Source organism: Amycolatopsis bartoniae (genome assembly GCF_014191255.1).
Classification (GTDB): Bacteria; Actinomycetota; Actinomycetes; order Mycobacteriales; family Pseudonocardiaceae; genus Amycolatopsis_E; species Amycolatopsis_E bartoniae.
In genome coordinates, this window is the sequence record NZ_JACHWH010000016.1 from 23,801 (window position 1) to 47,921 (window position 24,121).

21 protein-coding genes are annotated in these 24,121 nt (G+C 68.4%); 10 read left to right on the forward strand and 11 right to left on the reverse strand.

Going from position 1 to position 24,121, the window contains the following annotated elements; all coding sequences use genetic code 11:
• Positions 1 to 137 precede the first annotated feature (137 nt).
• From FHX82_RS35060 to FHX82_RS35085, 6 genes are all read right to left on the reverse strand, one after another.
• The gene (locus FHX82_RS35060; protein WP_145933624.1) at positions 138 to 935 is read right to left on the reverse strand and encodes an ABC transporter ATP-binding protein; all 798 of its coding nucleotides are present in this window, start codon (positions 933 to 935) and stop codon (positions 138 to 140) included.
• 24 nt (positions 936 to 959) lie between these two features.
• The gene (locus tag FHX82_RS35065) at positions 960 to 1,577 is read right to left on the reverse strand and encodes a helix-turn-helix domain-containing protein (RefSeq protein WP_145933625.1); all 618 of its coding nucleotides are present in this window, start codon (positions 1,575 to 1,577) and stop codon (positions 960 to 962) included.
• Entirely contained in the window at positions 1,574 to 2,653 is a 1,080-nt protein-coding gene (locus FHX82_RS35070; protein ID WP_145933626.1) for an ABC transporter substrate-binding protein, read from the reverse strand. Before FHX82_RS35070 ends, FHX82_RS35065 begins: the two co-directional genes overlap by 4 nt.
• An 11-nt stretch (positions 2,654 to 2,664) precedes the next feature.
• A complete protein-coding gene (gene add, locus FHX82_RS35075; RefSeq protein WP_221216936.1) occupies positions 2,665 to 3,738 on the reverse strand; it encodes an adenosine deaminase in 1,074 nt (357 codons plus the stop codon).
• A 345-nt stretch (positions 3,739 to 4,083) separates the two neighbouring features.
• Positions 4,084 to 4,689 carry a TetR/AcrR family transcriptional regulator gene (locus tag FHX82_RS35080; protein ID WP_145933627.1) on the reverse strand — a complete coding sequence of 202 codons (606 nt, stop codon included), beginning with the start codon at positions 4,687 to 4,689 and terminating at the stop codon, positions 4,084 to 4,086.
• Between the two features lie 180 nt (positions 4,690 to 4,869).
• Positions 4,870 to 5,421, reverse strand: a complete 552-nt coding sequence (locus tag FHX82_RS35085) for an SDR family NAD(P)-dependent oxidoreductase (protein ID WP_145933628.1) — start codon at positions 5,419 to 5,421, stop codon at positions 4,870 to 4,872.
• Between the two features lie 501 nt (positions 5,422 to 5,922).
• Here FHX82_RS35085 and FHX82_RS35090 point away from each other — a divergent pair.
• The 8 genes from FHX82_RS35090 to FHX82_RS35125 all read left to right on the forward strand — a co-directional run bounded on the left by FHX82_RS35090 (position 5,923) and on the right by FHX82_RS35125 (position 13,640).
• On the forward strand, positions 5,923 to 6,387 hold the full coding sequence (locus FHX82_RS35090; protein WP_145933629.1) for a MarR family winged helix-turn-helix transcriptional regulator: 465 nt from the start codon (positions 5,923 to 5,925) through the stop codon (positions 6,385 to 6,387).
• On the forward strand, positions 6,384 to 7,199 hold the full coding sequence (locus FHX82_RS35095) for an NAD-dependent epimerase/dehydratase family protein (protein ID WP_145933630.1): 816 nt from the start codon (positions 6,384 to 6,386) through the stop codon (positions 7,197 to 7,199). Before FHX82_RS35090 ends, FHX82_RS35095 begins: the two co-directional genes overlap by 4 nt.
• A gap of 97 nt (positions 7,200 to 7,296) precedes the next feature.
• Positions 7,297 to 7,974: a GntR family transcriptional regulator gene (locus FHX82_RS35100; RefSeq protein WP_183177028.1), complete on the forward strand. Its 678-nt coding sequence runs from the start codon at positions 7,297 to 7,299 to the stop codon at positions 7,972 to 7,974.
• An 80-nt stretch (positions 7,975 to 8,054) separates the two neighbouring features.
• Positions 8,055 to 9,107: a TauD/TfdA family dioxygenase gene (locus tag FHX82_RS35105; RefSeq protein WP_183177029.1), complete on the forward strand. Its 1,053-nt coding sequence runs from the start codon at positions 8,055 to 8,057 to the stop codon at positions 9,105 to 9,107.
• 2 nt (positions 9,108 to 9,109) lie between these two features.
• Positions 9,110 to 10,534, forward strand: a complete 1,425-nt coding sequence (locus FHX82_RS35110; protein WP_183177030.1) for an MmgE/PrpD family protein — start codon at positions 9,110 to 9,112, stop codon at positions 10,532 to 10,534.
• Complete coding sequence (locus tag FHX82_RS35115; protein ID WP_145933634.1) at positions 10,531 to 11,901, forward strand: acyclic terpene utilization AtuA family protein; 1,371 nt, start codon at positions 10,531 to 10,533, stop codon at positions 11,899 to 11,901. Before FHX82_RS35110 ends, FHX82_RS35115 begins: the two co-directional genes overlap by 4 nt.
• Positions 11,898 to 12,203, forward strand: a complete 306-nt coding sequence (locus FHX82_RS35120; protein ID WP_145933635.1) for a DUF4387 domain-containing protein — start codon at positions 11,898 to 11,900, stop codon at positions 12,201 to 12,203. Before FHX82_RS35115 ends, FHX82_RS35120 begins: the two co-directional genes overlap by 4 nt.
• A gap of 81 nt (positions 12,204 to 12,284) precedes the next feature.
• On the forward strand, positions 12,285 to 13,640 hold the full coding sequence (locus tag FHX82_RS35125; protein ID WP_145933636.1) for an MFS transporter: 1,356 nt from the start codon (positions 12,285 to 12,287) through the stop codon (positions 13,638 to 13,640).
• Positions 13,641 to 13,655: 15 nt separating this feature from the next.
• On the opposite strand, the gene FHX82_RS35130 is transcribed toward FHX82_RS35125, so the two are convergent.
• Positions 13,656 to 15,218: a GMC family oxidoreductase gene (locus FHX82_RS35130; protein ID WP_145933637.1), complete on the reverse strand. Its 1,563-nt coding sequence runs from the start codon at positions 15,216 to 15,218 to the stop codon at positions 13,656 to 13,658.
• Between the two features lie 119 nt (positions 15,219 to 15,337).
• Positions 15,338 to 16,210, reverse strand: a complete 873-nt coding sequence (locus FHX82_RS35135; protein WP_145933638.1) for a helix-turn-helix transcriptional regulator — start codon at positions 16,208 to 16,210, stop codon at positions 15,338 to 15,340.
• A 133-nt stretch (positions 16,211 to 16,343) separates the two neighbouring features.
• On the opposite strand from FHX82_RS35135, the gene FHX82_RS35140 reads away from it, so the two are divergent.
• Positions 16,344 to 17,816: an MFS transporter gene (locus tag FHX82_RS35140; protein WP_145933639.1), complete on the forward strand. Its 1,473-nt coding sequence runs from the start codon at positions 16,344 to 16,346 to the stop codon at positions 17,814 to 17,816.
• 23 nt (positions 17,817 to 17,839) lie between these two features.
• Positions 17,840 to 18,946, forward strand: coding sequence for an FAD-dependent monooxygenase (locus FHX82_RS35145; protein WP_145933640.1), 1,107 nt, complete (start codon positions 17,840 to 17,842; stop codon positions 18,944 to 18,946).
• A gap of 129 nt (positions 18,947 to 19,075) precedes the next feature.
• On the opposite strand, the gene FHX82_RS35150 is transcribed toward FHX82_RS35145, so the two are convergent.
• Genes FHX82_RS35150 through FHX82_RS35160 form a run of 3 tightly spaced genes read right to left on the reverse strand, consistent with a single transcriptional unit; the run spans position 19,076 to position 24,062 of the window.
• Positions 19,076 to 20,698 carry an AMP-binding protein gene (locus FHX82_RS35150; protein ID WP_145933641.1) on the reverse strand — a complete coding sequence of 541 codons (1,623 nt, stop codon included), beginning with the start codon at positions 20,696 to 20,698 and terminating at the stop codon, positions 19,076 to 19,078.
• Positions 20,699 to 20,705: 7 nt separating this feature from the next.
• Positions 20,706 to 22,421 carry a CocE/NonD family hydrolase gene (locus FHX82_RS35155; RefSeq protein ID WP_145933642.1) on the reverse strand — a complete coding sequence of 572 codons (1,716 nt, stop codon included), beginning with the start codon at positions 22,419 to 22,421 and terminating at the stop codon, positions 20,706 to 20,708.
• Between the two features lie 54 nt (positions 22,422 to 22,475).
• Complete coding sequence (locus FHX82_RS35160) at positions 22,476 to 24,062, reverse strand: AMP-binding protein (RefSeq protein ID WP_229880224.1); 1,587 nt, start codon at positions 24,060 to 24,062, stop codon at positions 22,476 to 22,478.
• Between the last annotated feature and the right edge of the window lie 59 nt (positions 24,063 to 24,121).

The following is a 24,121-nucleotide window of genomic DNA, read 5'->3' on the forward strand; positions in this document are numbered from 1 at the left end:
TGGCGAGCGCGAATCCTCCGACTGTCCACACGGGACGCGGGATCTGCCGTACCGGACGAGTCCGGCCGCGCGCGATCAGCGAGGTCTCCGGTCCGGCGGCGGCCTGGATCGTCTGCGTGGTCTCCAGGCGTGTCATGTCAGGCGCTCCCCACGGCGGCCGGCTGAGCCGAATCGTCCTCGAACAGAAGCTGGCTGAGCTCGTCGACGAGGTGATGGAACTCCGGGCTCCGCATCATTTCCGGCACGCGGGGGCGAGGCAGGTCGATGGGAACGATGCGCAGGATGCGACCGGGACGCGGCGTCATGACGACGACGACGTCGGACAGGAAGATCGCCTCCGAGATCCCGTGCGTGACGAGCAAGGTCGTCGATGGCCGCTCGGTCCAGATCCGCTGGAGCTCGAGGTTCAGCCGTTGCCGGGTCATGTCGTCGAGCGCTCCGAACGGCTCGTCGAGCAGCAGGATCTCGGGTTCGAAGGCCAGGGCGCGCGCGATCGAGACGCGCTGCCGCATGCCCCCCGAGAGCTGGCTGGGGCGAGCCTTTTCGAACCCCCGGAGACCCACCAGATCGACGATCTCCTGAATGGCCGCCTGCCCGGGTCGTCGTCCGGCGACTTCGAGCGGCAGACTGATGTTGTCCGTCACGGTCCGCCACGGCAGCAGCGCGGAGTCCTGGAACGCCACGCCCAGCCGGCCCCGCTTGCGCACGACGGACGGATTCTCCCCCCTGATCTCGACTGTTCCGCTGCTCGGGCGGTCGAGATCGGCGAGGAGACGCAGGATCGTCGACTTCCCGCACCCGGAGCGCCCGATCAAGCTCACGAACTGGCTCTCCGCCACCGTCAAGCTGACACCGCCGAGCGCGTCGACGCGCTGTCGCCTCGTCATGAAGGTCTTGGTCACGTCGTCGAGCTGAATCCCCGCGGTCGCAGCCATTCGGTCCCTCCTTCTGTTCTGTGGTCAGTGCTGGAAGTTGCCGACAATGAGAACTTCCGCCGTTTCGCCGCCCACCAGCTGCCAGCGGTGTGCGATGTCGCCGTCGTGGTTCAGCGCGTCACCCGGACCCAGTTCGATCGGGTCCCTTCCCTCGAACTCGACACGGAGCTGGCCGCGGATGACATAGACGAAGTCCTCGCCGTCGTGCGTGAACCAGTCCTGCGGCGGATCCGACGGGGTGATCAGATAGCGATGCGCCTTCAGCCGGCGGCCGGGGCCGCCTCGCGTCAGGAGCCTCGGCCGCTGGGCGTCCTCGCGCTGCGCTGCGGGCATCTCCTGGCCCGTTCCGGCGCGGGTCACCATGATCGAGGCCGAGCTCACGGGGAGAAGTCCGTTCGGTGTCGTCCCCAGCACTTCGGCGAGCCGGTAGAGGCGGGGCAGACTGATGGAGGACTGCCCCTTCTCCACCTGCGTGATGAACGAGGCGGAGACGCCCAGCCGAGCGGCGAGCTCCTTGCCCGTCATGCCCAGTTCGCGACGCCGGCGCCGCACGGCGGCGCCGACGTCGCGGGCGAAAGCATCCGTCGCGCCGTCGGAGGCGCTCGGCTTCATCGGTCCGGGGGTGGGTTCTTCGGTGCTCACGACAGCGTCTTGAGTTCCGGGTGTTCCTGGTAGACCGCGGTGAGCAGGGAGAGATCGAACAGATCCGCCGCCGTCGTGTGGACGCCGCTCAGCGCCAAGGTCCTGACCGTCGCCTGCTGCAGTTCGTCGGTGACGGTGAAGATGCCGTTCTTTTCGGTGTCGGCCGTCTTCATCAGGACGATTTCGGCTTCGTTGCACCCCAGCTGGTTGTCCAGCGAGAACTTCAAGGACTTCCCGTAGTTGTCCACCGCCAGGCTTGCGCCCTCCTTCGGATCGGCGATGTTGTCGCGCCAACCCATGATGTCGGCCCGCAACGCCGCCTTGAGCAGGTCCGCGGACTCGGAGATCTGGTCCGTGGACGCGACGTAGGTCTGGGTGACGGTGGACCAGTTGAATTCCGCGAACATCATCACGGCCGGCTCGTGCCCGGACTGCTGGAGACTGATCGGTGAGTTCGTCGAGTAGTCCAGGATCCCGTCCACCTGACCGGCGACGAGCGGGGCCGGGTCGTACTGGAACGGGACGATCGTCACCTCGCTCGCCGTGACTCCGTTGACATCGAGGAAGGCCTGCATGAAAGGCTTGTCGGCGTCGGCGACGGCGATCGTCTTCCCCTTCAGGTCGGCGGGTGTCTTCAGCGGTTTGCCGGCCAGCGAGACGATGCAGCGCGGATCCTCCTGGTACATCGCGCCGATGATCCGGAACGAGGCACCGTTCGCGTTGGCTCCGACGATCTCCGTCGGCGACGACACCCCGAACTGCGCCGACCCGTTGGCCAGTTGTGTCAGCACGGAGACCGCCGACGGGCCTCCGGGGATGAACTTGACCGACGTGAAGCCGACCTGCTTGTAGTACCCCTTCGTGTCAGCAACGTACGAACCCGCCTGCGTGACGTCGTACAGCCAGGAGAAGGCGTAGTTGAGCTCTCCCAGACCTCCGTCCGCGGTGCCACCCGAACCCGAGTTCGCCGGCGTGCCGCAGGCGGCGAGCGCGAATCCGGCGGTCGTGGCGAGGCCGAGCCTCAGCATTCCGCGACGCGACATCGTGCCGCGGGAGAGGTCCAGTTGATCGGTCATGGCCTTCGTCCCTACTGGTTGTCGGCGCCATAGGCGACCGGGCGGAGACGCTCGAGCTCGGCAGTGAACTCGGCGCGGAGGCGTCCGACGGTGGCGTCGTCCGCGAAGCTGGCATCGATACCCGCCAGCGCGTACTTCTCGGCGTCCTCGACTGTCCATTCGAGATGGACGGCCGCGTCGATGAAGTCCTCGTGCAGCTCCGGGCCGATGAGGGCCGGGTCGTCGGAGTTGAGGCACATGTTGAGCCCGGCGGCAGCCATGGCCGCGACATCGCGCCGCCGGCCTTCGACCTCGAGCTCGGGGTAGTCGATGAACCAGCACGCCGAATACGGGATCTGCGAGGCCACGGTCCGGGCGAGCAGCGCGGGGTCGAGCAAGGCCGCGTACCCGTGGTCGATGCGATCCACCCCGAGGAGGTCCAGGCACTCGACCATCTCGGTGAAGTCGCCGTGCTCGCCGGCGTGCGCGGTGAGCTTGAGGCCCGCGGCGCGCGCGAGGTCGTAGGCCGCGACGAACTCTGCCGGCCGTCCAGCTTTTTCGTCGCCGTCGAGCCCGATGGCGACGACCTCGGGGTGGGGGTGTGCGAGTACGTCGCGGACGAGGTTCAGCGCAGCCTCGCCGCCGAACTGACGGTTGATCGCGACCACGATCCGCGAGACGACGCCGGCCTCTTCCTGGGCTGCACGCGCCCCGGCGAGGATCCCGCCCACCATCTCGTCGTAGGTCAGTCCGGGATGGTTCTGCGGGTTGAAGGCGATCTCGCGATATCGAAGACCTCCCTCGGCCGCCGTCACGAGGCTCTCGTACGTGACGGCCTCGAAGTCGCCGGCCGTCTGCATCGACCTGCACACGGCGAGGTAGATCTCAAGACCTTCGTCGAAGTTCAGGAAGCGATAGCGGTCGCCCCCGTCCCGAGCTCCGGCGGGGAGAGCGACGCCGTGTCGCTCGGCGAGACGGACCGCTGTCTTCGGCGGGACACACCCCTCCAGGTGGCAGTGGACCTCGGCCTTCGGCAGCGCGCGGAGGTAGTCCGCGCTCAGACGGCGCCGGACGATCGATCCCGTCGGGTTGGGCACTGCGCTCACACCGTCTCCTCTTCTTCAAGGTGCAGTGAGATTAAGTGGCACTGAATTCTTTGTCAATGAAACGATTTAACCTAGTCTCGGTGCGAGCAGTGGGTTCCCGTCTCCGTGGAGTGCCGAGCCCGCTGGGTACCGAATCACCAGCTCGGCACGAATGAAGCCAGGCTTAACCGCCAGCTCAGCAGCCGCCGGGTCGCCCGGCGATTCCGGCCAGGCAGGCGCGGATCATCAGGCGTCCCGAGCGGTGCAGGTGAACTGACTGTTGGCGGCACGTTACCAGATCTGACCGACAGGTTGGTAGGTCTGTTATCGGCGCTGCCGGAAGTCTCCGGGAGCAGCACCGGAGAGCTACAGGTGAGCCGCGATACTTCCTCGAAGCAGCTCGTCGAACAACGCGACTCCGGCCTCGACGTCGATCTCGCCGGGGTCCTCGAGCCACTGCATCTCCAGGCCCTCGATCACCGCCAGCAGTAGCGCGGCCAGTAGTCGCGGATCGACGTCCGACCTGAGCTCTCCACGAGCCGCAGACGCCTCGAGAGCCGTCGTCATCGCAGCCCGCAGGCGACGCGAGCGGCGCACCAGCCAGTCGTGAGCGGGGTGTTCCGGATCCACGGCCTCGGCTCTGAGGGCATGAGCGAGGAGAATCAGATCGCGCTGGCCGAGGATGCGGCGCAGTCGCGCCCGCACCCCGGCGATCAAGGTCGCCACCGAGTCGGCCACGGCGTCCTCGTCCAGCGCCAACTCGGCGTCGCGTTCGTCCAGCAGAGCGGTGAGGATCGCTTGCTTGTTGGCGAAATGGTGCAGCACGCCGGCGCGTGACAGCTCCGAACGTCGAGCAATCGCGTCGACCGTCGCGGCGCGAAATCCGCGGGCAGCGAAGACGGCGTGTGCGGCGTCCAGGATCCGCCGACGAGCGAATTCCCCATCGCTCAGAGAGGAATGCGTGCGTGCCATGGCGTCCAGAGTAGCGCCAGGCGGGCGGCCACCCCGGTCCCTCTCGGATCCGGACCCACGTGGTCGACGGTGCCGGCGACCCGGTCACCCGGGCGAGCGGCTGTTCGGCCGGTCCTGCCCGGACCTGATCCTCGTTGAGGTCCACGAGAAACAGGCAAAGCCCGATTACCCTCCAAGACCCTAGAAAGTGGCCAGTAGTCCACCGTCGACGGGGAGAATGGCGCCCGAGATGTAGGAGTCCTCATCCGACGCAAGAAAGGTGATGGCGGCCGCGACCTCCTCCGGAGTGCCTATTCTTCGCGCGGGAATCGCCGGTTCCAGAGACGCGAGAAGGTCCGCATCGTCGTCGTGCAGCGGGGTACGGATCGTCCCCAGGTCCACGGCATTGACCCGGATAGCCGGCGCGAACTCGGCGGCCCACGTCCGGGTGAAGGACGCCACCGCGGCTTTCGCCCCTCCGAAGGCGCTCACTCCCGGGAAGCCGCGATGGGCGGATATCGCGAGCACGTTGATCACTGCACCGTTTCCCTTCTCCGTCATCGCGGGAGCGAGAGCGGCCGTGAGAAGAAACGGTGCGCGCGTGTTCAGTGCGAAGAGTTTATCGTATTCATGGGGTGTATCGCGTCCACTGACGACCACGAAAACTCCTTGGCGCGCCAGCGCAACTGCGGTCGCTTGACCGATCCCACTGGTCGATCCGGCCACCAGGGCCGTGCGCCTGCTGTCGTTCATGATCCACGTATAGCACCAAATCAACCCTTCGCGGTTCTTCCCGATCCGGCTTTCAACGTGGCCCAGCAAACCCGTTCCCTGTCATGTCCCCAAATCCGGCGCGCCAACGGTCGATGATCCGCTCCACCGCCGGACACCGGAAATCGTCTTTTCGGAAGCCAGCTCCTGGACCCGCTCCGCCAGCCGCAGCAACCGGTCGTGCCACTGCTCACCAGGTACTCGGCTTCGGCCAACATGTTCCGCGCCGGCCAGCGGCGCCGCGACGTCGGCACGAGCGCGCCTGCCACCCGGGGAGGAGCATCACCGGACTGGAGCACGACACCCGCACAAGCCCGCGTGCGCGGCCAGCACCGGCACCTTGGCACGCGCTTTGGCAAGCAGAGCGTCAACCGCCTGCGGCGCAAGATGAACCGGCGTCATCAGCAAACCCTCCCCCCTCCCCCGGCTCGAGGCCCGCACTCTCGCTTGACAGATCGTTAGGTACCTAGCTATATTTGCTAGGTGGCTAACAATCCGGTGGATCCCGAACACCAGTCCGCGGGCGCCTGGGCGAAGAAGTACTACTTCGCGACCCGGGTCGTGATGGAAGCCGTCCTGCGCCCGTACGGCGTCGGGCCCACGCAGTGGTACGTCATGCACCAGCTCATGACCGTGGGGCCGACGTCACAACGCGACCTCGCACGCATGCTCCAGATCGAGCGCGCGACGCTCACGGGCGTCGTGGCCGCCCTGGTCCGCAAGGGCCTGGTCGAACAGAAGCCTGATGCCACCGATCAGCGCCAGAAGGTGCTGAACGCCACCCCCGCCGGTGCCGCGCTCTGGCAAGAGCTGCCCGACCCGATCGCCCTCATTCTCGAGACGGCTTTCGACGGCATCGCACAAGCCGAGATCGACACGACCGCCCGCGTGCTGCGCGAGGCGACCGGCAAGCTCACCGCCCTCTTTCCGAAGGGAAACGAATCATGACCGTCCTCATCACCGGCGGAACCGGCCTCGTCGGCACACGCCTGCTCCGGCGTCTCGTGGACGCGGGCATCGACTGCCGCGCGATCGTGCGCCCCGGCAAGGAACTCCCGGCGGGCGTGACACCCATCGAGGGCGACCTGCTCGACCCCGCGACACTGCCGAAGGCCGTCGAAGGCGTCTCCGCCGTCATCCACCTCGCCGCGGTCCTGCGCACCCCCGACCCCGCTTTGATCGAACGGGTGAACGTCGGGGGCACGAAGAACCTCATCGAGGCGGTCCAGGCCCACGCTCCCGAAGCGCGCGTCATCATGGCCAGCACCAACCTCGTCTACAACGACGACCTCTCGCGACCGGCCCGCGAAGAGGACCCGGCCAACGCGCAGCAGCCCTATCCGGCGACCAAGATCATCGCGGAGCGGCTCCTGCGCGAAAGCGGACTGACCTGGACCGTCCTGCGGTTCCCCTTCGTCTACGGCGACCGCGACGGCCACCTGGAATCCGCACCGCAGCTGCTGGGCTCCTGGGGCTGGCACCCCGCGGCGACGATGAGCCTCATCCACCACCGCGACATCGCGACCGCGATGCGGCTCGCCCTGACCGGCACCATGGACAACCAGGTCGTCAACCTCGCCGACGACGCTCCGACCTCGGTCTACGAGATCGCCCGCATCGTCGGAGCGGAATACAAGGAATCCGCCGAACCCCTGGCAAACCCGTGGAAGGGGCACGTCGACGCGACCCTCGCCCGCGAACTCGGATTCCGGCCGCTCGTGCGAAGCGTCCACCAGGCAGCCGCCGAAGACGCGTTGTAACGACGCGGCGTTCTCACGCTACTACAGGTTGGCTATAGCATGTGGCCAAACTCGCGCCGCTCGACGATCGCGGCGCCGGACCGCAAGGAGCCGCGCAGTGACCGACTCGGCCGGGAACCCCCTGTCGTCCCTTGAGCGACACGAGTCTCTCGCCGATCGGGCGTACCAGCAGATCCGCGAAAGCATCGCCAGCGGAGCCCTCGCCCCCGGCCAGAAGGTCACCGAGCGCAACCTGGCCTTCCTGCTCGGCGTGAGCCCCACCCCGGTCCGGGAGGCGCTGCGCCGGCTCGAGCAGGAGCACCTGATCGAACGCCACTCGGCGCGCTCGCTCGCCGTCGCCCAGCACTCCACGGAGACGATCCAGGAGCTGCTCTACGCCGAATCGTTGTTGCGCGGCGCACTGGCTCGGTTCGCCGCACAGAAGATCACCGACGACCAGGTCGACGAGCTGGCCCGGATCGTCGACGAATTGGCCCGGTCCGGGACTGACCCCGAAGTCGCTCAGCAGGCCGCCGACCGCTTCGACGCCGTGCTCCGCCGGGCCGCGGCCAATGCCTCCCTCGACTCCCTGGCGTCGAGCGCCGGCGTGTTCGGGCGGGCACGCCGCATCCGGCTGATCGAGCAGTGGTCCCCCGAAGAGCGAATGACCCGCCTCCAGATCCATCGCGAGATCGTCGACGCCCTCCGTGCCCGGGACGCCGATCGCGTCGAACTGCTGACGCGCGAGCAGCTCGAGTCGTCCCGGCGTCTGCTGCTCAGCGCCGACCTCGACTGATTCGCCTCTTGACAACAAACCCTCGGTCGACTTCTATTTGCTATAGCATCTCGCAGATACCACAGTGCAAGGAGACGCCTGTGACCTACTCACCGCTGAGCAAGGACCTGGCTTGGTTGCCCGCCGACCTGGAGGACCAGAGCCGATGGATCTACCGGCTCACTCCCGCGGACATCAAGGACATCGAGAACGCGCTCGCCGCGTCCAAGGCCGCCGGGGCCACGATCGAGACACTGACCAAGGAGACGTTCCCCCTCGACATCTTCGACGACGCGCTGGCCCTCACCCTCGATCGGCTGGAGAACGACCTCGGCCTGTTCGTGCTCCGGGGCCTGCCCGTCGAGCGGTTCACCAAGGACGAGCTGCGGTTGATCTACTGGGGCATCGGCCTGCACATGGGCACCGCGCGCTCGCAGAGTTTCAAGGGCGACGTGCTCGGTGACGTCCGGGACTTCGGCCAGTCCGCCGTCACCCAGACCGGCCGGGGGTACATGTCGCGCGAGGGCCTGGGCTTCCACACCGACAGCGCCGACATCGTCGCGCTGTTCGTGCTGCGGACGGCCAAGAGCGGCGGGCGGAGCCTGTTCTGCAGCTCGGTGGCCGTCGCCGACGAGATCGCCCGTACCCGCCCCGACCTGTTCGAGGTGCTGCAGCAGCCCTTCTACCACTCCTGGAAGGGCTCCGAGCGGCCCGGCGAGAAGCCGTACTACCGACAGCCGATCTTCAGCATCGAAGACGGCCGCTTCTCCTCGCGCTGGGTCGCGCCGCACATCTGGTCGGCTCAGGAGTTCGAAGACGTGCCGCCGCTGACCGACGCGCAGACCGAGGCGATGAAGCTGCTGATCTCACTCAACGACGACCCGCGGTTCCACACCTCGATGATGTTCGAGCCCGGCGACTTCCAGTTCCTCAACAACCACGTGGTCTACCACGCACGGACGGAGTTCGAGGACTGGGAAGACGAAGACCGCAAGCGGCACCTGCTGCGGCTGTGGCTGGCTCCTGCCAACTCGCGTCCCCTGAGCGAGGGCATGCGGGAGTTCTACGGCGACGTCCGGCCCGGCGTCCCCCGCGGCGGATTCCCTGCGCGCGTCGACGATCCCGTCTTCGTCACCCAGGACCAGAAGGCCTGAGCGTGCCGACCAACACCGAGACGACCGCCGAGGCCACCGTCGCGATCCTGCCCGCGCTGGCCGGGCGGATCAGCGCGTACCGGATCGAGGACCTCGACGACCACGCCCGCCGGCTCGTCCGCACGGCGTTCACCGACACCCTGGGCGTTGCCCTCGCCGGCTCCGGATTCGCCGGGATCACCGCGATCCGCACGGCCGCCGGAATCGCGGCGAGCGAGAACGGGAGCCTCGTGCTCGGCACCGCCGAGCGCGTCCCCGCCCTGGACGCCGGGCTCCTCAACGGTGTCGCCGCGCACGCCCTGGACTTCGACGACGGCAACTCGGCCCTGGGCGGGCACCCCTCGGCGATGCTCGTGCCCGCGCTCCTCGCCCTCGGCGAGGAGACCGGCGCGTCGGCGCCGGACGTCGCCGTCGCCTACGCGGCCGGCTATGAGGTGATGATCCGGCTGGCGTACGGGCTGAACCCGGCGCACTACCAACGCGGCTGGCACCCGACCTCGACCATCGGCGTCATCGGAATCGCGGCGGCGGCCGCGCGGCTGCTCCGGCTGTCCGCGGAACGCACCGCGATCGCGATGGCGGTCGCGGTGTCCCACGCGGCGGGAGTGAAGGCGAACTTCGGCACGATGACCAAGTCCCTGCACGTCGGGCAGGCGGTTCGCAACGGCATCCTCGCCGCCAAGCTCGCGGCGGCGGGCTACACGGCCAACCCCGGCGCGCTCGAACACCGGCAAGGCTTCCTCGCCGTCTACAATGGACACGGCGACTTCGACTCCGGGCGAATCGTCGCCGGGCTTTCCGGGCCGCCGCTGGCCTGCTCCGAGCACAACCCGATCAAGCTCTACGCCTGCTGCCACAGCACCCACGGCGCGATCGAGGCGGCCCGGGAGATCCGCCGCTCGCCGGGCTTCGACGCGGGCCGCGTCGAAGCCGTCGAGATCACCGTGGATCCGAATCGCCTGCCGCACACCGACCGCCCGGTGCTGACCGAAGCCCTGTCGGGAAAGTTCAGCCTGCAGTACGTGACGTCCCGGGCTCTGCTCACCGGAACCGTCGCGTTGGCGGACTTCGACGGCGACGCCCATCACGACCCCGCCACCCTCGCGCTGATGAGCCGGGTTCGGGTGATGCCGGCCGCTCCCGGTGGCCGGAGCAACTCGTTCACCGCGACCGTCCGAATCAGACAGTTCGACGGGACCGTGTTCACCGCGACACGCGGTCCGCACGGTTCTGAAAGCGACACGCCGGTCGACCCGTCCCTGCTCCGGCAGAAGTTCACGGACTGCGCCGGGCGGGTGCTGCCCGCGGACCGGGTGACCGCGCTGAGCGAGGCGCTGCTGCAGTTCCCCGACACCGGCACCACCGTGCGCGAGCTCATGCGGCTCGCCGAAGTCCACCGTCCCACCGAAGCGAGGGTGACACCATGACCGACCCGATCCGGGTGCTCTTCCCGGTGGGCATGCTGGGCGGTGGCTTTCCGCCCGAGACCGTGACCCGCGGCATCGAACTCGGTGCCGACATCATCGCCGTCGACGGCGGCTCCACCGACTCCGGCCCCCACTACCTGGGGACCGCGACGGCCAAGACCGCCCGGGCCGCCGTCGAACGGGACCTGCGGGTGCTCGTGCCCGCGGCGCACGACGCGAACATTCCCCTCGTCGTCGGATCCTGCGGCACCTCGGGATGCGACGCCGGTGTCGAGTGGATCTACGAGATCGTCCAGCGGATCTGCGCCGACCTGGGGATCAGCCGGCGAATCGCCAGGGTCTACAGCGAACAGGACCCCGCCCGGATCGCCGATCTGCTCGCGCAGGGCCGGGTGCACCCCCTCGGTACGGCCGAGCCGCTGCGGCAGGAGACCGTGGCCCGGTGCCGGCACATCGTCGGGCTGATGGGACACGAACCGCTCGCCGACGCGCTCCGCGACGGCGCGGAGATCGTCCTCGCCGGCCGCTCCACCGACACGGCACTGGCGGCGGTGCTGCCCTTGCTGCGCGGGCTGCCCGCGGGCCCCGCGTGGCACGCGGCGAAGATCGCCGAGTGCGGCGGCCTCTGCACCGAAAACCCCAGGGCTGGTGGCGTCCTGGTGACCGTCGACGACACCGGCTTCACCGTGGAGCCGCTCGCGGTGCACGCCCGGTGCACCACGCGCAGCGTCGCCGCACACATGCTGTACGAGAACGCCGACCCCTTCCGGCTCCGCGAGCCGGCCGGCACGCTGAACACGAGCGACGCCGTCTACACGGCGCTCGACGAGCGCCGGGTGCGGGTCGAGGGCTCCCGGTTCGAGCCGGCCGAGCAGCAGACCATCAAGCTGGAAGGCGCCGCCTCGACGGGTTTCCAGGCTCAGCTGATCACCGGTATCCGCGACCCGGAGATCCTCGGCAGGCTCGACGACTGGTGCCGGCGACTGATCGCCTACCTCGACAAGCACGTTCCCTCGACCTTCGGGCTGGCTCCCGGGGAGTACGACTATTCGCTGCGCCGTTTCGGCCACGACGCCGTACTGGGTGCGGCCGAGCCCGAACGGGGCACCCCACCCCGCGAGGTCGGCCTCGTGCTCACCGTGACCGCCCCGGACCAGGCCACGGCCGACGACCTGGCGAAGTTCGCCAACCCGATGATGTTGCACCTCCCGCTCGACGACGACAGCCCCTTCCCGACGTTCGCGTTCATCGACTCCCCCGCGGAGACCGCGCGGGGCGAGTCCTTCGAGTTCGTGCTGCAGCACGTGGTCGACGTGGCCGACGAGCGAGACCTGTTCCGGACCGTTCATTCGGAGGTGGGAGCGTGACCCGGCTTCGAGACATCGCGACACACGTCCGCTCGAAGAACGCGGGCCCGTTCTGGCTGACCGTCGACGTCTTCCTGCCCGACCGCGCTTCCTTCGACCGGGCGGTGGCCTCCGGCCTCACCGACCGGGCGGTGGTCGGCCGGACCTACGACGTCGACCCCGCGACCGTGCTCGTCTTCCCCGTCCCCGGCCTGCACGTCGTCAAGGTCTCGTTCCCGCGGCCCACCACGCAGGGCGCCCGCGACGACCGCGACATGCACGGCGGTCAGCAGTTCGTCCCCCTGCTCGACCTGGCCGTCTGAGCCCCGGAGAGCCACTTTCGAACCGGCGGCGCCACCATCGCCCGGCCGGCCGGCCCCCATTCCTCAACGAGGAGGATTCTCGTGGACGTTCCCTCTGCCCCTGCGACACCCGGAACCCGCGGCGCGGACCTCATCGCCCGGTTCGACCGGCTCCCCCGGATGACCCGGCCCCACTGGAGATGGCTGCCGCTGCTCGGTCTGCTGTCCTTCGGCGACACCACCGACAACAGCGTGCTCGCCTACGCCGCCCCGGCGATGCGCCGGGACTGGGGGCTGTCGATCTCCCAGATCGGCAACCTGACGTCGTTGTCGCTCCTGGGTTCGTTCGTCGGGGCCCTCGTCGGGGGCCGGCTGGCCGACCGGTTCGGCCGGAAGCGGATCATCATCGCCGGGACGCTGCTCTACTCCGTCTCCTCCATCCTGTGCGGGCTCGCCCCGAACTTGGGGGTCCTGGGCCTGTTCCGGGTCCTGTCAGGCCTCGGGATCCAGGCTGTCATCGGCGTACTCAGCGTCTACGTGGCGGAGATGTACCCCACCAGGGTCCGAGGGCGCAGTCAGGCGGCCGTGCTGGGGGTGGGTCTGCTGGGGGTGCCGTTCGCCGCGGTGACCGCCAAACTGATCATCCCGCTCGACCCGCAGGCCTGGCGCTGGGTGTTCGTCGTCGGCGCGGTGGGCCTCGTCCCCGCCATCCTTGGCATGTTCCTGCTGCCGGAGTCCGTCCGCTGGCTGATCGCCGGCGGCCGCGACGAGAGGGCCTCCCGCATCGTGTCCGGTCTGGAAGCGCGCTACTCCGGCGAACTGCCACCGCCGGTGCTCACCGCCCCGTCGGCGCCGCCCGCACGCGGCAAGACGGCGGAGCTCTTCACCGGGTCCCAGCGCCGCATCACGATCGTCACGGCGCTGACGCTGGTGTTCGGCATCGTCGCGTTCTACGGGTTCAATTCCTGGGTGCCGACCCTGCTCGCCGAGCGCGGCCACTCGACCGACACCGCGCTGACCATCACGACGATCCTTTCCATCGCACCGCCGTTCGGTGCGCTCGCCGGCATGCTGGTGACCGACCGCTGGGAGCGCCGCCACGTCCTCGCCGCCACCTCCCTCACCATCGCGCTACTGATGGCGGTCTTCGCCTTCACCGACGCGCTCTGGCCCACCATCGTCGTCGGATTCCTCATCACGATGTTCCTGCAGTCGAACGCGGTCACGATCTACGCCTACCTTCCGGAGGTCTTCCCCACCACGCTCCGCGGATTCGGCGCGGGCCTGTCCAACGGGGCCGGGCGGCTGGCGGGCGTCGGCGGCGCCGCGCTCGTCGCGGCGATCTACGGCGTGGCGGGGTTCGTCGGCGTCTTCCTGACCACAGCTCTGTTCTCCCTGGCCACGGCGGTGGTCATCGGCCTGTTCGGCGAGAACACCCGCAACCGCTCGCTGCGCTGATGCCGGTTCGGGGCGTCAGTCATCGAGCCGGTCGGCCATGCGTTCCGCCATCATGATCGTCGCCAGGTTCGTGTTCGCTCGGGGCACCGAGGGGAAAACGGAGGCATCGACCACCCGCAGCCCTTCGGTTCCCAGGACTCGGCATGAGGAGTCGACGACCGTGTCGGCGGCGTCGGGCGCACCCATCCGGCACGTGCTCGTGCCGTGCTGGGCGTCTGCGACGGTGGACAGAAGATGATCGTCCAGAGCCCGGTCACTCGACAGCGCGTCGAACAACGGCTGGTTGCTCTCCCGCAGCGGATGGGACAACAGACGGGAAACGTCGTCGTGGCCGGCAAGCTCGACGACGGTGCGGACGCCCTCGCGCAGTACCGACAGGTCGCGTTCGTCGGAGAGCATCCGTTCGTTGATCCGCGGCTGGACGGTCGGGTCGGTCGAGACGAGAGTGAGGTCACCGCGCGAGTGGACCTTGTTCAGGATGACGCCGAACGCCCCCGCCCGTGTCCCGGCATCACCGGCGGCCATGGCCCAGACGTCCTGGTTGAGTGCGATGAGAAGCAGGTCGTTCGCATGCGTTCCGCCGGCGCTCGACCACCGTACACAGATGTTGGTGTGCCGATCGTGCGGGGACGAGACGGCGTGTGCGGACAGCAACGGCAAGGAGAGCAGGGCGATCGGATGATCCTGCATAGCGAGTCCGACCGGGAGATCCTGCCGCACCTCGATCCCCAGGGCCCGCAGTCGCCGAGCGGGCCCGACGCCCGAACGCATCAGCACGGCTGGCGAGTGGACCGCTCCCGCGCTGAGTACGACCTCGTCCGCGTGCTCAAGGACAGGGCGCCCGTCGACGACCACGCGGACGCCGACGGCGCGTCGCCCCTCGAAGACCACCCTGTCCACGAGGGCGTCACCGCGGACGGTGAGGTTCTCCACGTCACGTACGGGCTCGAGATAACCGTCATTGACGCTGACCCGCCGGCCCCCGCGCGAGTTGATCGGATAGGGAGACACGCCGAAGGCACCTGGTGCGTTGACGTCCGCCTCCCATGGGAAGCCCGCGGCGAGAGCTGATTCGACCAGCGCGCGGTCCACCGAGCCCCAGGCTTCCTCCGGGGCGCGGTGGATGGGGGTCGGGCCGCCGCGGCCGTGATAGGGCAGGTCTCCGAACACTTCGTCGTCCTCGAGCCTGACGAAGTACGGCAGGACGTCGTGGGGCGCCCACCCCTCGCAGCCGAGCCGAGACCAGTCCTCGAAGTCCTCCATCGGGGGCCGGATCGCGATCTGCCCGTTGACGACCGAGCTGCCTCCGACTCCCCGACCGCGCGCATACAGAAGGGGCGGCTGCTTGTCGGTCCGTGAGGAGGTCACGTCCCACCAGAGCATCTCCGAGACAGTGCGGTCCAACAGGCCGGCCATCGGGTTCGGTGACCGCCACGCTTCCGGCAGTTCCGCCGAGCGACGGTCAGGGCCGGCCTCGAGCAACAGCACACGCCTGCCCCGGGCGGCGGCACGAGCCGCCAGCACCGAACCGGCCGTGCCCGCACCCACCACGATGACGTCCCAGGTGGACTTCCGCATCTGTGTACTCCCGAGAACTCGTGCTGCCCCAAGCCTGGAGCTTACGTTCCGCGCCGCGCTCGAAACGGGCGGCTCAAGATCGCTTGAATCCAGACTCAGAACGAGGTGGACGTCGGCCGCTATTCGCGAGTTCCGATTTCCGGGCGGCCCGAGACCGCCATCGAGCCGAGAATCCGCAGGGCCTCCGCCGATTTCGAGCCCGGCTCGGCCAGGTAGGTGACCAGCATCTGGTCGGGCGCACCAGGCGTCGCCCAGGCGATGTAGGACAGGTCGATGTCCCCGACATCCGGGTGCCGCATGAGGTTGACCCCGGTGGTCTTCTCGAAGACGTGGTGCTCGGCCCACAGCCGCCGGAACGTCTCGCTTCGGACAGCCAGTTCCCCGACCAGCGCGGCCAGTCGAGGGTTGCCGGGGTCTTCGCCCGCGGTCTTCCGCAGGATGCCGACGGTGCCGCGTGCCGACGCCTCCCAATCCCGGTGCCGGGCCGCGATCTCCTCGTCGAGGAACAACAGCCACGCCGAGTTCCGTTCGGCTTCGGGCAGGGCCGCGTAGTCGGTGAAGACCGCACACGCGAGGGGGTTCCAGCCGATCACCTGCATCGTGCGAGTCATGACCAGTGCCGGCACGGTGAGGGTCTCCAGGAACTGGCGCGTCAAGTCGGGCATGCGGTCCTTGACCGCGCGCCGGGCGGGGCGCGGCCGGGGACGTGCCAGGTCGTACAGGTGGGCGCGTTGGGTGTCGTCGAGCAGGAGGACGCGGGCGAGGGAATCGAGCAGGGATTCGGTGGGGCGGCCACCGCGGCCCTGTTCGAGCCGCACGTAGTAGTCCGTCGACACGCCGACGAGGGCGGCCAGTTCCTCGCGGCGCAGCCCTGGCACCCGGCGTCGACCGGTGTCCGGTATTCCCGCCGAGCCCGGCGACACGGCGGCCCTTCGAGCTTGTAAGAACTCCCCCAGCTCGGACTTCCAGTCGCCAGGCGTGCTCGCGGTCATTTCGTTAGTCTGCCACCGGGAACACGAGGTCGGGTGGTCCTACGAGTACCCAGGCTCGCCGGTACCCAGGTCGGGCGACCCCCGGTACCTACCGGCCCTGAATGGATGTTCGCGGGTCCTCCAACCTCGAAGCATGGCTTCTGATCCACCTGCGCCGGCGATCTCGGCGACTGCGACTCGAGCGTCGATCGGCGCCGTCCTTCTCGCTTCCTTTTTCCTGCCGTTCGCCGTGACGGGACCGGCGATCGTCCTGCCCGACATGGCGGCCGGCCTGAACGCTTCGTCGGCCGGCACCCAGTGGGTGCAGAACTCCTACAACGCGATCTTCGCCGCGACCGTGCTCGCCACCGGCAGCCTGGCGGACCGCTTCGGGCGGCGGCTCGTGTTGCGTATCGGCATCGCGACGTTCGGGCTGGCGATGGCGCTCATCGCGGTCTCGTCCGACATCCTGGTCATCGACGTGCTGCGAGGCGTCCAGGGTCTGGCCGCCGGCGCCACGGTCTCCGCCGGCTCGGCCGTGCTCGCGCACGCCACCTCGGGCGCGCGGCGAGTTCGCGTGTTCGGCTTGCTCGGCGCCAGTTTCGGTGGCGGCACCGCCGCCGGCCCCCTGGTCGCCGGCGCACTCGCTCCGCTGGGCTGGCGAGCGATCTTCGTGGTGATCGCACTCGGAGCCGCCATCGCCTTCGTCGCTTCCCGGTACACACAAGCCTCCAGCGACCCGTCCGCGCCTCGCCCGGACCTGCCCGGCATGGCCTGTTTCGGTGGCGCGCTGCTCGTGCTGTCCCTCGGGTTCATCCAGGCCGGCGAGGCCGGGTGGTCGAACGTGTGGACTCTGCTGGCGTTCGCGGCGACGATCCTTCTGCTCGGCGCGTTCGTCCTGGTCGAGCTCCGCGGCAGCCAGCCGATGTTCGACGTCCGCTTGTTCCGCCGTCCTGCCTTCACGGCGCTGATGTGCCTGCCGTTCTCGGTGACGTTCGGTTTGGCCGCGTTGAACGTGTTCCTTCCCGTGTTCCTGCAGAGCGGCGGCGCCAGCCCGTGGCGAGCCGCGGTCGAGCTGACGCCACTCGAGATCCCGGTGCTGCTGGTGCCGTTGGCGGCCCGATGGCTGACGTCCCGGTGGTCGATGCGGACCTTGCTGGTCGCCGGTCCGGTCCTGATCGCCGGGGGAAGTTGCGGGCTGGTCGTGGTGGATCGCGGTACCTCGACGTGGGTTTCCGCACTGCCCCTCCTGCTCTTCGGCGTCGGCGTCGGCATGGCCTTCTCGGTGATGGACAACGCCGCTGTCAGCACGGTCCCCGTGGACAAGGCCGGATCGGCGGCGGGAATGTTCAACACGATGCGGATCACCGGCGAGTCGCTCGCCGTGGCGGCCACCGCCGCGGTGCTCATCTCGGTCACCGCCGCCCGCACCTCGACCACGCAAGCGGTCGCGGCGGTCCAAGGCCGGCACGTGCCGGTGACCACCGGACACGCGTTCGCCGACGCACTGCACGTCGTCGTCATCGGCCTGGGCGTGCTCGCACTCGTCGGCGCCATTCTGACCGGCTGGGCGTTGCGCCGATCCCACGACACCGAAGCCGACGAAATGCGCGCGGGAACGCGATGACCGGCAGTTCCAGGAGACAGCACATGACAAAGGACCACCAGTCAGGGACACGTGGTTCCGCCATCGTCGTCGGAGCCTCGCTGGCCGGACTGATGAGCGCACTGGCCCTGTCCCGCATCGGGCTGCGGGTGACGATGCTGGAGCGCTCGACCCGGAAGGTCCGGACGGGCGCCGCCCTGCCCGTGAGCGACGGGCTGCTGGAGCGCCTGACGGGCCGGCGCTCGCCCGACGGGAAAGACATCCTCCCGTCGGGCGGCCAGGCCTGGGCGGACGTGCACGCCGGCCTCAGCTCCGCCGCACAGGCCGACCCCGGTATCTCCCTCCGGTCGCCGGTGCGAGTGACCGATGTGGGCCAGGACGAGCGATCGGCGTGGGTCGTCACCGACGACGGCGAGTTCGTGCGCGCGGATCTCGTCGTCGGGGCCGACGGACACGCGAGCGTCGTCCGTCGCCACGTCGTCCCCGAGGCGCCCGACGCGACCTTCTCCGGATACGTGATCTGGCTGGGGCTGGTCGACGAACGCGAGATCCGGTCCCGCCCGTGGCCGTCGGACCTCGCGATCCTCTACGAACGGGACTACTGCCTCAACGCCTACTACCTGCCGGGAGCGGACGGATCCGTCGCCCAGGGCAGGCGGCGAATCGGCTGGGGATGGTACGACTCCGGTCGCAACGACCTTCTGCGCGCCCGCGGAGCCGTGATCGACGATGTTGTCCAGCGCACGCTCCGAGCGGCCGACGTGCCCGACGCGACCTTCGACGAACTTGCCGACGAGGCACGGGAAATCTGGCCCAGCCCGTGGCGGGAAGCCATCGTCGACTGCATCGGCCGGCGAGCGGTGATCGGCACGCCGATCGGCGAGTACCTGCCGCACCGACTCGTTTCCGGGCGTGTGTGCCTTGTCGGTGACGCTGCCCATCTGCCCTCACCGATGACCGGCAGCGGCTTCGACGCCTCGGCGCAAGACGCCCTCGCCCTCGCCGAGGCGCTCGGCGGCAACGGGAACCGGGGCAGCATTTCCGATGCACTGCACCGCTACGAGGCGGCGCGGCTCGATGCGGCTCGGCGACTCGTCCGCTCGGGTCAGAGCTTCAACAACTCGTTCGCGCCCCGTGGCGCCGCACAATGAGCGGACCGCGCCCGCGATGCCGCACGGGTCGCGAGCGCGCTCCACCGGCATCGCCCGGCGCGCCACCGGCGACAAGGGCCGCTCCGCCTCATGCCACACCACAACGTGCTGGAGCCGTATCGGAAGAGCTCATTTCGACCTCTGTCCGGCCTCCGCCCGTCGGCGGAGCACCGCCCGCTGCACCTTGCCGCTTGGTGTCTTCGGCAGCTCCGCCACGAAATGCACCCGCCGTGGATACGCGTGCGCCCCATATCGCTTCCGCACCAGGTCCTGGAGCTCCCCGGCCAGTTCGCCGGGAGGCTCGATCCCCGCTCGCAGCACGACGAAAGCCTCGATCACCTCGCCACGGAGGTCGTCGGCAGCCGCGACACAGGCGGCCTCGGCAACCACGGGATGACTGATGAGCACCGACTCGACATCGAAGGGACCGATGCGGTAACCGGCCATGATGATGACGTCGTCGTCACGGGACGAGAAATAGAAAAAGCCCTCCTCGTCGCGCTGGGCGACGTCGCCCGTCAGGTACCAGCGGCGATCTGCGCTGAACCGCTCCGCGGTGGCCTCCGGACGATCCAGATACCCCTCGAACCACATCAGCGGGCTCGCGGACACATCGATGGCCAGCCGGCCGAGCCGGCCCGCGCCGAGCACCTCGTCCCGATCACCGAGAAGTATCTCGGTCGTCCAGCCAGGCAGCGCCCGTCCCATGCTCCCCGGTCTTATTTCCCCGGAAACAGACGGGTGATGGTGATTGCCGAGGACCATCCCGAGCTCGGTCTGGCCGTAATGGTCGTGAATGGCCGCGCCGAGCACCTTTCGCGACCATTCCACCACGTCCGGATTGAGCGGCTCGCCCGCGCTCGACACACGCCGCAGAGCCGGCGTCCCGCCGCCGAGGCGGGACGAGGCACGCAGGGCTCGGAAGACCGTGGGTGCCGCGGCGAAATTGGTCACGCCGTACTCGCTGAGGATCCGCCAGGTGTCCTCGGCCGTGAACTTGCCGGCAACCAACATCGAGCACCGGCCCAGCAGCAGCGGCGCGACGATCGCGTAATACAGGCCATAAGCCCAGCCGGGGTCGGCCGCGTTCCAGTAGATGTCGTCACCCGAGACGCCCAGCCCGTAAGTGAAGTAGCACTCGAACGACGCGAGTGCCCGGACTGGCACCGCAACCCCCTTGGGACTACCAGTGGTTCCCGAGGTGTACAGCACCATCATGGTGCCGTCCGGCCCCACCGCGACAGGGGCGGCGCCGGGGGGAAAGCCGATCAGATCGGCGAACCGGACGTCCTTGCCGCCGACGACCTCAGCCGTGTTCACGACCGTCCACGACGGCTGTGGCCCCAACTCGACGCCGGGTTCGAGCTTGTGGCGTTCCGGCTCGTCGCACACGACCACCTTCGCGTTCGCCTGACGGAGGCGATCACCTATCGCACCCGCGCCGAAGGCGGTGAACAGGGGCAGATACACCGCGCCAAGCCGCCAGATGGCGAGCTGTGTCGTGACCAGATCCACACCTTTGGACATCAGAGTCGCGACACGATCCCCACGGCCGACCCCGAGTGACGCCAGGCCGGCCGCAAGGCGCTCGGAGCGCTCCCGGAGCCGGCCGAACGTCAGGCCGAACGCCGAACAGTCCCGGGTGATCACCTTGAACGCCAAGGAATCCGCGTCATGTCGATCGCACAGCAGCTCCGCGACACAGGCACCGGGGAGACCGGACGGGTGATCACGGAACTCGTCGCCAACCATCTCTCGGCTACTTCGATGGGACGATCGCGGCAAGGAGGTACGACGCCCGGCTACCGCCGCCGTACAGGGTCACCTCGTTGTCGTAGACGGCTGCCGGCCGACGGAGCGGGTCGACGTGCGGCCAGATCGAGGAACCACGCAACTCCAGGCCCGACTTGCCCCACATGACCGGCTCACGGCCGTGATCGAAATCGACACCCGCGACCATCAGACCGAGCCGGTAACCCCGTGGTACGACGATGCTCGTGGGCCAGATTTCGACATCGAGCTCATAGACCTTGCCGGGGAAGAGCGGCTTCACGGTGTCGTGGCTGAGGTAGGGGCGGAACGGGAGACTCTTCGACTCGTCCAGCTTCCGCTGCGAAGCCCGCAACCAGCCGTTCGTGACGGGGACCTGCGGGTCCGCCATCCCGTGGAAAAGGACCTCTTGCCCGTGCGGGTCGAACAGCCTGAGGCTGAGGAAGAAGTCCGCGTCCGTGGTGGAGGAGGAAGCCCACAGCTTGACCGCTTGCGGACCGAGGATCTCCGTGTCGCGCTCCATCGCGGGTGTGAGGAACGTGAGGCCCTTCTTGCTGAACCCCTGGTAGCTCGCGCTCTGCTCACCGGGCGGCTTCTCGGTCAGCTCGAGGTTCCCGACATCGAGGTACAGTTTCGTCCATTCGGTGCGCGCCAGCGGCCACTCGTTTTCGGCGCGCTGTTCCAGCACCTCGTCCCGCGCACTGCGGATATCGAGCCGCACCTTTGGCTGGGTCCGCGCGAAATCCCCCTCGCCCTTGAGCACGTGGTCGAAGAACCGTCGCTGCAGTTCGACACCCTCGTTCGTGTACATCCCCGCGAACGTGCCCTGGGATTGACGTATCACCAGCCACTTCTGCGTGGACGCGGCATGCAGGAAACCCTCGGAGTTGCCCCGCAGGTGAACGCCCACCGAGCCCCAGCTGCCCACCGACAGAAGCGGAACTTCGATCTTGTCCCACTGTGCCCTTCGCTGGTCGTAGAAGCCGTCGTCGAGCGGATGCTCCATCACCTGCACGTACGGGTCCACGATGTTGGCGTCCAGTTCCTCCTGGGACAGCTCCACGTCACCCGAGATCAGCGTGCCGGTGAACTGGTTGCGGTATCCGCGCGACCCCAGCCCGTGCTGAACGGACCTCACCTGCGAATCCGACCAGCTTCGGTAGAACGTCGAGGGAATCCCGCCGTGATAGCTGAGCCCGCGGAGCATGTCGTTCCACGCCTCCCAGGCGATCATCCCGGCATGGTGCGGCGGCTGGAGACCGGCGACAAGCCACTGGGACACGGCAAGGTAGGACATTCCCATCGTCCCGATCTTGCCGGTGGACCACGGCTGCGCCGCTGCCCATTCGATCGCGTGGTAATAGTCCTGCGCCTCCCGCGGCGAGAAACTGTTCACCACACCCGGTGACCGTCCGATGCCACGGGCGTCCACAACCACGACCGCGTAGCCGTGTGGCACCCATTTCTCGGGGTCCACCGCCTCGAAGGAGATGTATTTCCCCGACGTGTCCTGGGCGAGTTCGGGCGCGATCTCGAGTGCGTTTTCCCAGGCGTCCGGGTAACCCTGGCAGAAAGGCAGATCCTTCGCGTAATTCGTGACCGCGAGGACCACGGGATACACACCCTCCGCGGGCGGCAGGAACACGTTGGCACGCAACACGATGCCGTCATCCATCGGAATCGGCTCGTCGTGCAGGATCCTCATCTCGACTGCCGGCTCTGGCCCCTGATCCATTTGTTTCCCTTCTCGAACTTCGACTCAGCTGTCGGTGCGCAACGCCGCTTGCTCGGCAGCGAGGCGTTCTTTCACCAGCTGCCGAAGGACGACCTTCTGAACCTTTCCGCTGGCCGTCTTCGGTAGCGACTCGACCAGTTCCAGCCGCTCGGGGAACTTCTGGCGCGCGGTGTCGGTGGACTCCAGGTGGCGGACGAGGTCGTCGAGGTCGAGCCTGGCGCCAGGGCGGGCCACGACGAAGGCGCACGCCTTCTCAGTGAGGACCCTGTCGGGCATCGCGACAACGGCGACCTCCCGGATGGCCGGATGTTCGCCGAGGATCTCCTCGACCTCTTTCGCGCTGATGTTCTCGCCGCCGCGGAGGATGATGTCCTTCGTGCGGCCCGTGATGCGGACATGGCCCTCGGCATCGATGACGGCCTGGTCACCGGTGCTGATCCAGCCGTCCGGGCCGATCGTGGCCTCGGTTTCCGACACGTCCAGATAGCCGAGGAATGCCTCCGGGCCACGCACGTACAGATCCCCGGCCACCCCCGGCGGAGCCACCGTGCCGCCATCCGTCAGGACGCGTGCTTCGGCAGCTCCGAGGATCTGCCCGTCGGTGGTCGCACGGCGCTCCACAGAGTCACCGGGGCCACCCGCGGACAGCGTCGGAAACTCGGTCGACCCGTACGCGCGCACCGCGACACATTTCAGTTTCTCGTCGGCAAGCCGGATCAGCTGTGGCGGCACGTCCGCCCCACCACACACGAAACAGCGCAACGAACTCCCGGCGCCGTTCTCCGGCTCGGCCTCGACGAGGCCGCTGAGGAACGGCGTGGCGCCCACGGTGAATGTGCAGTTCTCGGTTCTGATGAGGTCGCGCCCCCGTTCGGGCCGCCATTGGTCGAGCAGGACGACCTTCGTCCGCAGCGCCACCGGAAGGTGGATCCCGTAGAGCAAGCCCGAAATGTGCGTCACCGGCGACGGCATGAACACCGAGTCCCGATCGGACAGTGAGTATCGCTCGATCATGGTCCGGTTCTCGTACACGAGGCTGTTGTGACTGTGCACGACGCCTTTGGGCCGGGACTCCGTGCCGGACGTGTACAGCAGCAGGACGGGATCGTCCGCGGACCTCACCACGACCTGTTCGTCCGGCACATTCGGCCCCGTCGACGGTGCCCCCTCGCCGAGTAGGCCGTCGAACGTCAGCGCCTGGTCTCGCGCACCCCGCACCACCACCATCGTCTCGAGAGTGGCCACCTCTGCACAGAGCCTGCTCGCCAGAGCCGCATGATCGAATCCCCGGTAGGTCGAAGGGACGAACACGATCTTCGAGCGTGCCTGCCGCAGCATGAACCGCAGCTCCCGCTGCCGCAGGATCGGGACGAGGGGATTGCTGATCGCACCGATCCGGATCGTGGCGAAATGGACGACCGACGCCTCCCACCAGTTCGGAAGCTGGAACGAGACGACATCACCGGGCCCGATTCCCCGGCCACGCATGGCGTTCGCCAGGCTCTCGACCCGGCGGAACAGGTTCCCGTACGTCAGCCGCTGTGCACCGTCGACGATGGCCGTCCGCGAACCGCATGCGGCCGCCGCCTGTTCGAGCTGCCGATCCAGCATCTCATCGGTCAAATGACCCTGTTCGGCGTAGGTTCTCCGGGCGCTCGTCTGCCCCGTCG

What these genes read in the sequence shown, in the direction of transcription:
- FHX82_RS35070 (WP_145933626.1), bottom strand. Translation starts at nt 2,653, where the DNA reads ATGACCGATCAACTGGACCTCTCCCGCGGCACGATGTCGCGTCGCGGA.
- FHX82_RS35135 (WP_145933638.1), bottom strand. Translation starts at nt 16,210, where the DNA reads ATGACCGCGAGCACGCCTGGCGACTGGAAGTCCGAGCTGGGGGAGTTC.
- FHX82_RS35160 (WP_229880224.1), bottom strand. Translation starts at nt 24,062, where the DNA reads ATGCTGGATCGGCAGCTCGAACAGGCGGCGGCCGCATGCGGTTCGCGG.
- FHX82_RS35150 (WP_145933641.1), bottom strand. Translation starts at nt 20,698, where the DNA reads ATGGTTGGCGACGAGTTCCGTGATCACCCGTCCGGTCTCCCCGGTGCC.
- FHX82_RS35085 (WP_145933628.1), bottom strand. Translation starts at nt 5,421, where the DNA reads ATGAACGACAGCAGGCGCACGGCCCTGGTGGCCGGATCGACCAGTGGG.
- FHX82_RS35080 (WP_145933627.1), bottom strand. Translation starts at nt 4,689, where the DNA reads ATGGCACGCACGCATTCCTCTCTGAGCGATGGGGAATTCGCTCGTCGG.
- FHX82_RS35130 (WP_145933637.1), bottom strand. Translation starts at nt 15,218, where the DNA reads ATGCGGAAGTCCACCTGGGACGTCATCGTGGTGGGTGCGGGCACGGCC.
- FHX82_RS35155 (WP_145933642.1), bottom strand. Translation starts at nt 22,421, where the DNA reads ATGAGGATCCTGCACGACGAGCCGATTCCGATGGATGACGGCATCGTG.
- FHX82_RS35095 (WP_145933630.1), top strand. Translation starts at nt 6,384, where the DNA reads ATGACCGTCCTCATCACCGGCGGAACCGGCCTCGTCGGCACACGCCTG.
- FHX82_RS35145 (WP_145933640.1), top strand. Translation starts at nt 17,840, where the DNA reads ATGACAAAGGACCACCAGTCAGGGACACGTGGTTCCGCCATCGTCGTC.
- FHX82_RS35140 (WP_145933639.1), top strand. Translation starts at nt 16,344, where the DNA reads ATGGCTTCTGATCCACCTGCGCCGGCGATCTCGGCGACTGCGACTCGA.
- FHX82_RS35115 (WP_145933634.1), top strand. Translation starts at nt 10,531, where the DNA reads ATGACCGACCCGATCCGGGTGCTCTTCCCGGTGGGCATGCTGGGCGGT.
- FHX82_RS35060 (WP_145933624.1), bottom strand. Translation starts at nt 935, where the DNA reads ATGGCTGCGACCGCGGGGATTCAGCTCGACGACGTGACCAAGACCTTC.